This is a genomic window from Pseudomonas sp. GW822-FHT04H02 (genome assembly GCF_058800645.1).
Map to the genome: position 1 here is coordinate 503,280 of NZ_JBXAMM010000005.1, position 12,552 is coordinate 515,831.

Annotated in this window: 10 protein-coding genes; 9 read left to right on the forward strand and 1 reads right to left on the reverse strand. The window is 61.4% G+C overall.

Annotated features, from left to right (window positions below; genetic code table 11):
- Positions 1-89: 89 nt before the first annotated feature.
- The 9 genes from bioF to AC1RMG_RS24305 all read left to right on the forward strand — a co-directional run bounded on the left by bioF (position 90) and on the right by AC1RMG_RS24305 (position 11,343).
- Complete coding sequence (bioF, locus tag AC1RMG_RS24265) at positions 90-1,268, forward strand: 8-amino-7-oxononanoate synthase (protein ID WP_493170418.1); 1,179 nt, start codon at positions 90-92, stop codon at positions 1,266-1,268.
- On the forward strand, positions 1,261-1,992 hold the full coding sequence (locus AC1RMG_RS24270; RefSeq protein WP_041120124.1) for an alpha/beta fold hydrolase: 732 nt from the start codon (positions 1,261-1,263) through the stop codon (positions 1,990-1,992). The genes bioF and AC1RMG_RS24270 overlap by 8 nt, the downstream gene beginning before the upstream one ends.
- Positions 1,985-2,797 (forward strand): malonyl-ACP O-methyltransferase BioC, encoded by an 813-nt coding sequence (gene bioC, locus AC1RMG_RS24275; protein ID WP_053154238.1) that lies wholly within the window; start codon positions 1,985-1,987, stop codon positions 2,795-2,797. Before AC1RMG_RS24270 ends, bioC begins: the two co-directional genes overlap by 8 nt.
- Entirely contained in the window at positions 2,794-3,474 is a 681-nt protein-coding gene (gene bioD / locus AC1RMG_RS24280) for a dethiobiotin synthase (protein WP_011063864.1), read from the forward strand. The genes bioC and bioD overlap by 4 nt, the downstream gene beginning before the upstream one ends.
- 107 nt (positions 3,475-3,581) lie before the next feature.
- The gene (locus tag AC1RMG_RS24285) at positions 3,582-3,878 is read left to right on the forward strand and encodes a hypothetical protein (RefSeq protein ID WP_011063863.1); all 297 of its coding nucleotides are present in this window, start codon (positions 3,582-3,584) and stop codon (positions 3,876-3,878) included.
- A gap of 296 nt (positions 3,879-4,174) precedes the next feature.
- Entirely contained in the window at positions 4,175-5,980 is a 1,806-nt protein-coding gene (locus AC1RMG_RS24290; RefSeq protein WP_015637270.1) for a phenylacyl-CoA dehydrogenase, read from the forward strand.
- A gap of 220 nt (positions 5,981-6,200) precedes the next feature.
- Positions 6,201-7,493 carry a GGDEF domain-containing protein gene (locus AC1RMG_RS24295; protein WP_011063861.1) on the forward strand — a complete coding sequence of 431 codons (1,293 nt, stop codon included), beginning with the start codon at positions 6,201-6,203 and terminating at the stop codon, positions 7,491-7,493.
- Between the two features lie 91 nt (positions 7,494-7,584).
- A complete protein-coding gene (locus AC1RMG_RS24300; RefSeq protein ID WP_125063491.1) occupies positions 7,585-9,381 on the forward strand; it encodes an acyl-CoA dehydrogenase C-terminal domain-containing protein in 1,797 nt (598 codons plus the stop codon).
- 183 nt (positions 9,382-9,564) lie between these two features.
- Positions 9,565-11,343 carry an acyl-CoA dehydrogenase C-terminal domain-containing protein gene (locus AC1RMG_RS24305; RefSeq protein ID WP_015637268.1) on the forward strand — a complete coding sequence of 593 codons (1,779 nt, stop codon included), beginning with the start codon at positions 9,565-9,567 and terminating at the stop codon, positions 11,341-11,343.
- A 236-nt stretch (positions 11,344-11,579) separates the two neighbouring features.
- Here AC1RMG_RS24305 and AC1RMG_RS24310 read toward each other — a convergent pair whose 3' ends face one another.
- The gene (locus tag AC1RMG_RS24310; RefSeq protein WP_011063858.1) at positions 11,580-12,509 is read right to left on the reverse strand and encodes a LysR family transcriptional regulator; all 930 of its coding nucleotides are present in this window, start codon (positions 12,507-12,509) and stop codon (positions 11,580-11,582) included.
- Positions 12,510-12,552: the final 43 nt, after the last annotated feature.

The window sequence follows — 12,552 nt, forward strand, 5'->3', positions numbered from 1 at the left end:
TCGCGAGCCTCATGGATTTCGCGTCGCCTGCTTCGCCGGCAAGCCAGCTCCTGGCGATGAACTGTCCGTAAGCCAATATCGAGGCCTGCATGTCTTTTGATCTCGCCGCGCGCCTTGCTGCTCGCCGTGCCGAACACCTCTATCGCCAGCGCCCGCTGCTGCAGAGCCCCCAGGGGCCGCAAGTGGTGGTCGACGGTCAGCCATTGCTGGCCTTTTGTAACAACGACTACCTGGGCCTGGCCAACCATCCGCAAGTGATCGAAGCCTGGCGCTCCGGTGCCAGCCGCTGGGGCGTGGGCGGTGGTGCTTCCCATCTGGTGATCGGCCACAGCACGCCCCATCACGCCTTGGAAGAGGCGCTGGCCGAACTCACTGGCCGCCCTCGGGCGCTGTTGTTTACCACCGGCTACATGGCCAACCTGGGGGCGGTGACGGCGCTGGTGGGGCAGGGCGATACGGTGCTGGAGGATCGTCTCAACCACGCGTCGCTGCTTGATGCGGGGCTGCTTTCCGGTGCGCGCTTCAACCGCTATCTGCACAACGATGCGCACAGCCTGGCCAAGCGTCTGGAAAAGGCCACCGGCAATACCCTGGTGGTCACCGATGGGGTGTTCAGCATGGACGGCGATGTCGCCGATCTGCCGGCCCTGGCTCGGGCAACCAAGGCCCGTGGCGCCTGGCTGATGGTGGACGATGCCCATGGTTTCGGGCCGCTGGGGGCCAATGGCGGCGGGCTGGTGGAGCATTTCGGCCTGGGGCTGGATGAGGTGCCGGTACTGATGGGCACCCTGGGCAAGGCTTTCGGCACCGCCGGAGCCTTTGTCGCCGGCAGCGAGGATCTGATCGAGAGCCTGATCCAGTTTGCCCGGCCTTATATCTACACCACCAGCCAGCCGCCAGCCCTGGCCTGCGCCACCCTGAAAAGCCTGGAACTGCTGCGCAGCGAGCATTGGCGGCGCGAGCACCTGGCGGCCTTGATCCGTCAATTCCGCCAGGGCGCCGAGCAGATCGGCCTGCAGCTGATGGACAGTTTCACCCCGATCCAGCCGATCCTGGTGGGCGACAGTGCTCGGGCCGTGCGCCTGTCGCAGATGCTGCGTGAACGGGGAATCATGGTCAGCGCCATTCGCCCGCCTACCGTGCCGGCCGGCAGCGCGCGGCTGCGGGTGACCTTGTCCGCGGCCCACAGCGAAGCTCAGGTGCAGCTATTGTTAAGCGCGTTGGCAGACTGTTTCAGAGAACTGCAAGCGGAGCCGAGCCATGCGTGATCGACTGATTCTGTTGCCGGGCTGGGGCTTGGGCGTGTCGCCGCTGGAACCTCTGGCGGCGGCCTTGCAGGGGCTGGATGAACACTTGCGGGTGGAGATCGAGCCCTTGCCGGAGTTGACCTCCAGCGACCCGCAGGACTGGCTGGACGAACTCGATGACGCCGTGCCGGACAATGCCTGGCTGGGTGGCTGGTCCCTCGGCGGCATGCTGGCTTCGGAACTGGCGGCGCGCCGTGGGGAGCGCTGCTGCGGCCTGCTGACCCTGGCCAGCAATCCCAGTTTTGTCGCCCATGAACAATGGGCCAGTGCCATGGCCGGGGAAACCTTCGACGGCTTCCTGGCCGGCTGCGCGGCCGATCCGCGAACCACCCTCAAGCGTTTTGCCTTGCTCTGCGCCCAGGGCGCCGCGGACACGCGAGGCCTGTCGCGGTTGCTCCTGAGCGGCGCGCCGACCACGGCGCCGGCGGTGCTGATGGCCGGGCTGGAGTTGCTGGCGCAGTTGGATACCCGCGAAGCCTTGCAAGGCTTTCGCGGGCCGCAGTTGCACTTGTTTGCCGGGCTCGATGCTCTGGTGCCTGCCGAGGCGGCCGGTGAATTGCTGGCCTTGCTGCCGGATATTGAAGTTGGCCTGATTGAACACGCCAGCCACGGATTTCTCCTGGAGGACCCCCATGGAGTGGCGGGAGCGATCCAGGCTTTCTTGCATGAGTCCGGTGATGACTGATCTTTCTCTGACTGCCTTTCCCGGTCGCCTGCCTGACAAGCGCCAGGTCGCGGCTTCGTTCTCCCGCGCGGCGGCCAGCTACGACAGTGTTGCGGAGCTGCAGCGTGCGGTCGGGCAACAATTGCTCAGCCGTCTGCCCCCGGGCCTTGAGCCACGGTGCTGGCTGGACCTGGGCTGCGGCACCGGGCATTTCAGCCGGGTGCTGGGGCAGCGTTTCAGTGCTGCCCAGGGGCTGGCCCTGGATATTGCCGAGGGCATGCTCAATCACGCCCGGCCTTTGGGTGGCGCGGACCATTTCATCGCCGGGGACGCTGAACGCCTGCCGTTGCAAGGCGACAGTTGCCAATTGATCTTCTCTAGCCTGGCGGTGCAATGGTGCGACGATTTCTCTGCCGTGCTCAGTGAAGCGATGCGGGTGCTCAAGCCGGGCGGCGTGCTGGCTTTTGCCAGCCTGTGCGTGGGTACTTTGCAGGAACTGCGCGATAGTTGGGCGCAGGTCGATGGCCAGGTTCACGTCAATCGCTTCCGTGAGTTCGAACGTTATCGACAGCTGTGTGAAGCCAGTGGCTTGCAAGTGCGCAGTCTGGAAAAGGCGCCCCATGTCCTGTATTACCCGGATGTGCGCAGCCTGACCCATGAGTTGAAAGCCCTGGGCGCGCACAACCTCAATCCCGGACGCCCGGGCGGCTTGACCGGACGGGCGCGGATCGCCGGGTTGATCGATGCCTACGAGGGTTTCCGACAGGCCAAGGGCCTGCCGGCGACTTATCAAGTGGTCTATGCCGTGCTGGAGAAACCGCTATGAGCCCTGCCTACTTCATTACGGGTACCGATACCGATGTGGGGAAAACCACCATTGCGGCCGGCTTGCTGCATGCGGCGCGTCTGGCCGGCCTGAGTACTGCTGCGGGCAAGCCGGTGGCTTCGGGTTGCGAGCTGACGGCCAAGGGCTTGCGCAACGCCGATGCCCTGGCATTGCAGGCGCAGTCTTCGTTGCCGTTGGCCTATGCAGAAGTGAATCCGGTTGCCTTCGAACCGGCCATCGCCCCTCATCTGGCAGCGCGAGAGGCCGGGGTGGCGCTGACCGTGCAGTCGCTGTTGACGCCCATGCGCCATCTGCTGGCCAAGGGCGCGGACTTCACGCTGATCGAAGGCGCGGGTGGTTGGCGGGTACCCCTGGCAGACCAGGACAATCTGTCGGATCTGGCCATGGCGCTGGGGCTGCCGGTGATCCTGGTGGTGGGCGTGCGTCTGGGTTGCATCAATCATGCGTTGCTGACGGCCGAAGCCATCGCTCAGGACGGCCTGCAACTGGCGGGGTGGGTGGCCAATATCATCGATCCAAAGACCTCTCGTCTGGAGGAAAACCTCGCAACCCTGGCCGAGCGCTTGCCGGCCCCGTGCCTGGGCAGGGTGCCGAAACTCAAGCCGGCCAGCGCCGAGGCGGTGGCCGAGCATTTGCAACTGGATCTGCTGGACTAGATTTTGCCTATTGCAAGGCATATTGCCATTAGTGTTTTTGACGGGTGTTTTCTTGACGGGTCTGCTTCAATGACACCTGTCACTCATTCTCAAGGTCGAGTTCTCCCATGCAAATCTCCGGGAACACCGCTTTCTACGCCGGGCTGAACGCTATCCAGACCGGGCAGAATCGCGTCGATCAAGCCGCCGGCCAGATTGCCAGCACTGCAGTTGAACGCTCTGCCGGCAGCCAGTCGTCGGATGTTCAGGTTGACCGCCTGCGCGCTGTGGATCGCAGCCAGGAATCGGATCTGGCCAGCAGCATGGTGGAGATGTCCATGGGCAAGATCCAGGCAGAGCTGGGCGTCAATGTCGCCAAGGCCTCGGATGAAGTCCTCGGCACCCTGATCGATACCTACGCCTGATTACCCTCTGCAAAAGCCCGGCCTCCCAAAGAGACCGGGCTTTTTCATGCCTTTTCCGTTGATAGCGGCTCTCGCTGATTCCTTTCCCTGACTGATTGCCGGTGCGTCGGCTCCTACACTTCATGGCAGTGCCGTGGGTGTTCGCCTGCGTATGCATTTTGTTTCGATGACGAAAGGCATTGGCGCGACGCTTGACAAGATTTGGGCGTAAACGTATGTTTCAAACAACTGTTTGACCGCTATAAAAACTCAACGCGGTTGTTCATTCCCGGTTACATCAGCAGAGGTTTATCGCTATGCCTGACTACAAGGCCCCCTTGCGTGATATTCGCTTCGTTCGTGACGAGCTGCTCGGCTATGAGGCGCATTATCAGAGCCTCCCGGCTTGCCAGGACGCCACTCCGGACATGGTTGACGCCATTCTCGAGGAAGGTGCCAAGTTTTGTGAGCAGGTGCTGGCTCCGCTGAACCGTGTGGGCGACCTGGAAGGTTGCACCTGGAGTGAATCCGGCGTTAAGACCCCTACCGGCTTCAAGGAAGCCTACAAGCAATTCGTCGAAGGCGGCTGGCCAAGCCTGGCTCACGACGTTGAGCACGGTGGTCAGGGCCTGCCTGAATCCCTGGGCCTGGCGGTCAGCGAAATGGTTGGCGAAGCCAACTGGTCGTGGGGCATGTACCCTGGCCTGTCCCATGGCGCGATGAACACCATTTCCGAGCACGGTACTGCCGAGCAGCAAGAGGCCTACCTGACCAAGCTGGTGTCCGGCGAATGGACCGGCACCATGTGCCTGACCGAGCCGCACTGCGGCACCGACCTGGGCATGCTGCGCACCAAGGCCGAACCTCAGGCCGATGGTTCCTACAAAGTCACTGGCACCAAGATCTTCATCTCTGCCGGTGAACACGATATGGCCGACAACATCGTCCACATCGTTCTGGCCCGCCTGCCGGACGCACCGGCCGGTACCAAGGGTATTTCGCTGTTCATCGTGCCCAAGTTCCTGCCTAACGCTGATGGCAGTGTAGGTCAGCGCAACGCCGTGAGCTGTGGTTCCCTGGAACACAAGATGGGGATCCACGGTAACGCCACCTGCGTGATGAACTTCGACGCGGCCACCGGTTTCCTCATCGGCCCGGCGAACAAAGGCCTGAACTGCATGTTCACCTTCATGAACACCGCGCGCCTGGGTACCGCTCTGCAAGGCCTGGCCCATGCCGAAATCGGCTTCCAGGGCGGCCTGAAGTACGCTCGCGATCGCCTGCAAATGCGCTCCCTGACTGGCCCGAAAGCGCCGGACAAGGCTGCCGACCCGATCATCGTGCACCCTGACGTGCGCCGCATGCTGCTGACCATGAAGGCCTTCGCCGAAGGCAACCGGGCAATGGTCTACTTCACTGCCAAGCAGGTCGATATCGTCAAGTACGGTGTGGATGAAGAAGAGAAGAAGAAAGCCGACGCACTGCTGGCGTTCATGACTCCGATCGCCAAGGCGTTCATGACTGAAGTTGGTTTTGAATCCGCCAACCACGGTGTGCAGATCTATGGCGGCCACGGCTTCATCGCCGAGTGGGGCATGGAGCAGAACGTTCGCGACAGCCGTATCTCGATGCTGTACGAAGGCACCACCGGTATCCAGGCACTCGACCTGCTGGGCCGTAAAGTGCTGATGACTCAGGGCGAGGCTCTGAAAGGCTTTACCAAGATCGTCCACAAGTTCTGCCAGAACAACGAAGGCAACGAAGCCGTCAAGGAATTCGTCGCACCCCTGGCTGCACTGAACAAAGAATGGGGCGAGCTGACCATGAAGGTCGGTATGGCTGCCATGAAAGATCGCGAAGAAGTCGGCGCGGCCTCCGTGGACTACCTGATGTACTCCGGTTATGCCTGCCTGGCCTACTTCTGGGCCGACATGGCACGCCTGGCGGCTGAAAAGCTGGCAGCCGGCACCACCGAAGAGGCGTTCTACACCGCCAAGCTGCAGACTGCGCGTTTCTACTTCCAGCGCATCCTGCCGCGTACCCGCACTCACGTTGCAACCATGCTTTCGGGTGCCAACAACCTGATGGACATGAAGGAAGAAGACTTCGGCCTGGCTTACTAAGCCCGACCGCAGTGGTTCGAAAAGCCGTTCGCCCCTTGGGGCGAGCGGTTTTTTTATGCCCGCAGAATCTTCATGAAAATTCCCGACTAAATCGCTAAGCAGAAGCGATTTCCTGCCGTTAAAGAGATGGCAATGTGATGTCCATCACACCGCGTGTGCTTAACTTCAACAAATGAAGGCACAATGCCATTCATTGATCAGCCGGGTCGGAGTTTTACCCTTGCCGCGTTCTTTCGCTGTACGTTTCAGTCACTTTGTACCGTCTTTACTGCTTCTGCTTGCGGGGCTGGCGGCCGCCTACGTCAAGGACCTCAACGTCTTCTTCACCTCGCTGTTCAACGTGCTGCCAACCTTGGTGCTGTTGCTGGGCGGGGCGTATTGCGCGGTGTATCGGCGCCAGCGCGAGCTGTTCTTGATGGTCACCGTGTACATCGCCTATTTCCTGCTGGACACCCAGACCGACTACTACCGGGACAACGGCAGGGTCCGGGAAGACGCGGCGGTGGTGTTCCATCTCTGCTGCCTGTTGCTGCCCCTGTTGTTCGGCCTGTTCGCTGCCTGGCAGGAGCGCACGCACCTGTTCCAGGACATGGTGGCGCGTTTTGCCGTGCTGCTGGCCTTCGGCAGTGTGGCTCTGGGGCTCGAGCAGAGTTACCCGCAGGCTCTGCTGAACTGGTTGGCGGAGATCCGCTGGCCGGCCCTGCATGGCAGTTGGATGAGTTTGATCCAGTTGTCGTATCCAGTGTTCTTCGCAGCCTTCCTGCTGCTGGCGATCCAGTACTGGCGCAGCCCGCGTCCGCTGCACGCGGCGCAACTGGTGGGGCTCCTGGGGTTGTTCTGGATGCTGCCCAAGACCTTCATCCTGCCGTTCACCCTGAACATCATGTGCAGCCAGGTGATGCTGATGATCGCTGCTGCTGTCGCCCACGAGGCCTACCAGATGGCGTTCCGCGACGAGCTGACCGGCCTGCCGGGACGCCGCGCGCTTAACGAGCGCATGCAGCGCCTGGGGCGCAACTATGTGCTGGCGATGACCGACGTCGATCACTTCAAGAAATTCAATGACACCCACGGGCACGATGTGGGCGACCAGGTGTTGCGCCTGGTGGCCAGCAAGCTCTCGAAAGTTACCGGGGGCGGCCGGGCCTACCGTTACGGAGGCGAGGAGTTTGCCGTGGTGTTCGCCGGCAAGACCATGGACGAATGCATGCCGCATCTGGAGATGATTCGCGAGATCATCGCCACCTACAACATTCAACTGCGTAATCAGGACAACCGCCCTCAGGACGACCAGCAGGGTCGCCAGCGTCGCGGTGTCGCTGCCGCGTCCAGTGTCTCGGTGACCATCAGTATCGGCGTCGCCGAGCGGCTGGCAGAGCACCGGACTCCGGAGGAAGTGCTCAAGGCTGCAGACCAGGCGCTCTACAGCGCCAAGGGGGCGGGGCGTAACTGTGTCATTGCATTCGGGCAGAACCGCCGCGGCGCGGTGCGCATGGATACAGCTGCGGGTTGAGTGATGATGGCGCATTCAGCGCCTGCACAGTCATTGGCAGGCTGAGGGCGGCGGCAGTAGGTTGGTCTGATCTGCTGCCGGAGAAACCACCATGCCCGAGTATCAAGCCCCCTTGCGCGACATGCGCTTTCTGATCGATCACGTCTTCGACTTTCATGCCAGTTACGCGGCGTTGGGGGCCACTGACGCCAGCCCGGACATGGTCAGTGCCATCCTCGAGGAAGGCGCGAAATTCTGCGAAAACGTCCTGGCCCCGTTGAACCGTTCCGGTGACGAGGAAGGTTGCCACTTTGATAACGGCGTGGTCACCACGCCCAAGGGCTTCAAGCAGGCCTTCGCCCAGTACGTTGAAGGCGGCTGGCACGGGTTGGCCGCCGATCCGGCCTATGGCGGCCAGGGACTGCCCCACTCGCTGGGGCTGGTGATCAGCGAGATGGTGGGCTCCAGCAACACCTCCTGGGGCATGTACCCGGGCCTGACCCACGGTGCCATGTCGGCTATTCATGCCCACGGCAGCGCGGAACAGAAGCAGTTGTACCTGGGCAAGCTCACCGCCGGGCAATGGACCGGCACCATGTGCCTGACCGAAGCCCATTGCGGCACTGATCTTGGCATCATCAAGACTCGCGCGGTGCCCCAGGCAGACGGCAGCTATGCGGTGACGGGGAGCAAGATCTTCATCTCCGCCGGCGAGCACGACATGAGCGAGAACATCGTTCACCTGGTGTTGGCCAAGCTGCCGGACGCGCCGGCCGGAACCAAGGGTATTTCGCTGTTCATCGTGCCCAAGTTCCTGCCGGATGCGGCAGGTGAGGCCGGCGAGCGCAATGGCGTGAGCTGCGGCTCCATCGAGCACAAGATGGGGATCAAGGCGTCCGCGACCTGTGTACTGAACTTCGACGGTGCCAGGGGCTTTCTGATTGGTCAGGCCAACAAAGGCCTGAACTGCATGTTCACCATGATGAACCACGCCCGCCTGGGGACCGGAATGCAGGGCCTGTGTCTGGGTGAAACCAGCTTCCAGGGGGCGATCAGATACGCCAACGATCGTTTGCAGATGCGGTCGCTGACCGGCCCCAAGTCTCCGGACAAGGCGGCGGACCCGATCATCGTCCACCCTGATGTGCGGCGCATGCTGCTGACCATGAAGGCGTTCAACGAAGGCAACCGGGCCCTGGCCTACTTCACCGCCCAGTTGCTGGATGTGGCGCATCTCAGCCGCGATGAAGCCCAGCGCCAGGACGCCGAGAACCTCCTGGCGTTCCTCACCCCGATCTGCAAGGCCTTCATGACCGAGACCGGGCTGGAAGTGACCAACCACGGCATGCAGGTGTTCGGCGGTCATGGGTTTATTCGCGAATGGGGCATGGAGCAGTTGGTACGTGATTGCCGCATTGCTCCGATCTATGAAGGTACCAATGGCATCCAGGCCCTGGACCTGCTGGGCCGCAAGGTGCTGGGCAGCCAGGGCAAGCTGCTGCTGGGCTTTACCCGGATTGTGCACAAGTTCTGCAGCGCGCATACCGAACATCCGCAGCTCCAGGCTTATGTCGCGCAACTCGATGCCTTGAACCGTCAGTGGGGCGAGTTGACCACCAAGGTCGGCATGGCAGCCATGAACAACCCCGACGAAGTGGGGGCCGCGGCCTTGGATTACCTGATGTACAGCGGCTACATCGTCCTGGCCTATTTCTGGTTGCGCATGGCTCTGGTCGCACAGCAGCAACTGGACGCCGGGCAGGGCGACCAGGACTTCGCCACCGCCAAGCTGATCACCTGCGAGTTCTATTTCAAGCGCCTGCTGCCCCGTACGGGGGCTCATCGGGCGGCCATCGAGGCCGGCAGTGATTGCCTGATGAAGCTTCCCGCGCAGTTGTTCGCCTTGTAACTGCTAGGGCGGCACGAACAAAGCCCGCTGCTGCGGGTTTTTTCGTGCTTGGGAATATCTGTGACTAAAAATTACATAAAGGTCACTAGTTGACCCTATGTGTCGCAAAAGTTGTTCGGGTACACTCTGGTTTTCTAAATGGGTCCGTTTCGGCCCGCTTTTTTAGTTCTTGCGAGGTTTGCCATGGCTGACTACAAAGCGCCCTTGCGCGATATGCGCTTCGTCCTCAATGAAGTTTTCGAGGTCGCCAAACTCTGGGCCCAGTTGCCGGCTCTGGCTGAGACTGTGGATGTCGAGACGGTCGAGGCGATTCTGGAGGAAGCGGGCAAAGTCACCGCCAGAAGCATTGCTCCGCTGAGTCGCGGTGCCGACGAGGAAGGTTGCCACTGGGACAACACCGAGGTGACCACCCCTGAAGGTTTCCCACAGGCCTATCAGACCTACGCCGAAGGTGGTTGGGTCGGTGTGGGTGGCGATCCCGAGTTCGGCGGCATGGGCATGCCCAAGGCGGTATCGGCCCAGGTCGAGGAAATGGTCAACTCCGCGAGCCTGGCCTTTGGCCTGTACCCGATGCTGACTGCCGGGGCCTGCCTGTCGATCAACGCCCATGCCAGCGAAGAGCTGAAAGCCACCTACCTGCCGAACATGTATGCCGGTGTCTGGGCAGGCTCCATGTGCCTGACCGAGCCCCATGCCGGTACCGATCTGGGGATTATCCGCACTAAGGCCGAGCCTCGGGCCGACGGCTCCTATGCCATCAGCGGAACCAAGATCTTCATTACCGGTGGTGAGCACGACCTGACGGAAAACATCATTCACCTGGTGCTGGCCAAGCTGCCGGATGCGCCGGCTGGTCCCAAGGGTATTTCCCTGTTCCTGGTGCCCAAGTTCATGGTCAATGCCGATGGCAGCCTGGGCGAGCGCAACCCGGTGACCTGTGGTTCGATCGAGCACAAGATGGGCATCCAGGCTTCGGCCACGTGCGTGATGAACTTCGATCAGGCCATCGGTTACCTGGTGGGTGAACCGAACAAGGGCCTGGCGGCCATGTTCACCATGATGAACTACGAGCGTTTGGGGGTAGGTATCCAGGGGCTGGCCACTGGCGAGCGTTCCTACCAGAACGCTATTGAATATGCTCGTGATCGCCTGCAGAGCCGCTCGCCTACCGGCCCGCAAGCCAAGGACAAGGTAGCCGACCCGATCATTGTGCACCCGGATGTGCGGCGCATGCTGCTGACCATGAAGGCTGCAAACGAAGGCGGCCGGGCATTTTCCACCTATGTGGCGATGCAATTGGATACCGCCAAGTTCAGCGAAGATCCGGATACCCGCAAGCGCGCGGAAAGCCTGGTGGCTTTGCTGACCCCGGTGGCCAAGGCTTTCCTGACCGACCTGGGTCTGGAAACCACGGTTCATGGCCAGCAGATCTTCGGCGGCCACGGCTATATCCGTGAGTGGGGCCAGGAACAACTGGTACGCGATGTACGGATTACCCAAATCTACGAGGGCACCAACGGTATCCAGGCTCTGGATCTGGTGGGACGCAAGATCGTCGGGAGCGGCGGTGCGTTCTATAAGCTGTTTGCCGACGAGATCCGCCATTTCACCGCTACGGCGGATGAGCAATGGGGGGAGTTCACCCGCCCGCTGAACGCGGCGCTGGACAATCTGGATGAGCTGACCGCCTGGGTATTGGACCGGTCCGCCAGCAACCCCAACGAAATCGGGGCAGCGTCGGTGGAATACCTGCAGGTATTTGGCTACACCGCCTACGCCTACATGTGGGCACTGATGGCCAAGGCTGCGTTGGGCAAGGAGCAGGAAGACGACTTCTATGCCAGCAAACTGGGGACGGCGCGGTTCTACTTCGCCCGCCTGCTGCCGCGTATCCACTCGCTTAGCGCCTCGGTCAAGGCCGGTAGCGAATCGCTGTTCCTGTTGCAGGCTGAGCAGTTTTAACCAGCAAGGGCGTTTGTAAGTCATCTCTTACATAACGTGCTGCTGATCGTCCATATCGGTAGATGACGGCTGAAGCTAATCTACTTCACATGGACGTCGCGCAGGAAGCGCAAAGCAACAACACGGACACGTAGGATTCCGCCAGGATGGTGGAGTGAAAAGGATGTCAGGGAAACAGTCTGCAAAGCCCCGCTTCGGCGGGGTTTTCTTTTGTCCGGGTTTTTATTTTGGCAGGCTTATCCCGGCACCTCCACGGCGGAAGTTCCCCCCAGGCGCGGTTCCTGCGCATTCATCGAGTCTTCCAACAAACTGCGCAGCAGCTCCAGCGTCCCTTGCTGACGCTGCAGATCCCGGCAGACCAACCCCACCTTTAGCGGCACCCTGGGCTCGCTCAGCGGTTTCCACAACAGTTCCTTGTTGCCGTGCTGCTGTTGGGAGCGCCCGGGAAGCACGGTGGCCAGCCGTGTATGGGGCAGGCTGTCGAGAATCCCGGCCATGTTGTTCAGCTCCGCCTGCACCTGCGGGCGCCGCCCCAGATTGGCCAGTTGAGCCTGCCAGATCTGGCGGATCTGGAACTCCTCTCCCAACAACAGCATCGGCAACTCTGCTGCCTGGCTCATGGAGACCTTCTTGAACTCGCGCAGCGGATGCTGCTCCGGAATGACCAGGGTCAGTTCATCTTCGTACAGCGGTACCCCATGCAGACCTGGCTGGCGTGGCGGCAAGTAGCTGATGCCGATATCCAGCGAGCCATTGAGCAGGCGTCTTTCGATCTCCAGGCCGGTCAATTCATAGATCTGCACCACAAGATGGGGCTGGGCCTTGCGTACACGCTCAAGCATCTGCGGCACCAGGCTGGTATGCACGGTTTGCAGTACGCCGATCGCCAAGGTGCGCAGCGCCTGGCCCTTGAAGTTGCGCAAGGCTTCACGGGCCTGTTGCAAGCCGTCGAGCAGGGGCAGGGCGTGGTTGTACAGCGTATGCGCCGCCAGTGTCGGCAACAGGCGTTTACTGCTGCGCTCGAACAGGCTGACGTCGAGGTTCTGTTCCAGCTGGCGGATCTGCTGGGAAAGCGCCGGTTGCGAGATCGACAGCCGTTCGGCGGCACGTCCCACATGACCTTCTTCATACACCGCGACGAAATAACGCAGCTGCTTAAAATCCATAAGTATTTCTTATCGAAAAAGCTTAAAAAACGAAATGGCCCGA

Coding starts and splice junctions, on each gene's coding strand:
- bioF (WP_493170418.1), top strand. CDS start 90: ATGTCTTTTGATCTCGCCGCGCGCCTTGCTGCTCGCCGTGCCGAACAC.
- AC1RMG_RS24270 (WP_041120124.1), top strand. CDS start 1,261: ATGCGTGATCGACTGATTCTGTTGCCGGGCTGGGGCTTGGGCGTGTCG.
- bioC (WP_053154238.1), top strand. CDS start 1,985: ATGACTGATCTTTCTCTGACTGCCTTTCCCGGTCGCCTGCCTGACAAG.
- bioD (WP_011063864.1), top strand. CDS start 2,794: ATGAGCCCTGCCTACTTCATTACGGGTACCGATACCGATGTGGGGAAA.
- AC1RMG_RS24285 (WP_011063863.1), top strand. CDS start 3,582: ATGCAAATCTCCGGGAACACCGCTTTCTACGCCGGGCTGAACGCTATC.
- AC1RMG_RS24290 (WP_015637270.1), top strand. CDS start 4,175: ATGCCTGACTACAAGGCCCCCTTGCGTGATATTCGCTTCGTTCGTGAC.
- AC1RMG_RS24300 (WP_125063491.1), top strand. CDS start 7,585: ATGCCCGAGTATCAAGCCCCCTTGCGCGACATGCGCTTTCTGATCGAT.
- AC1RMG_RS24305 (WP_015637268.1), top strand. CDS start 9,565: ATGGCTGACTACAAAGCGCCCTTGCGCGATATGCGCTTCGTCCTCAAT.
- AC1RMG_RS24310 (WP_011063858.1), bottom strand. CDS start 12,509: ATGGATTTTAAGCAGCTGCGTTATTTCGTCGCGGTGTATGAAGAAGGT.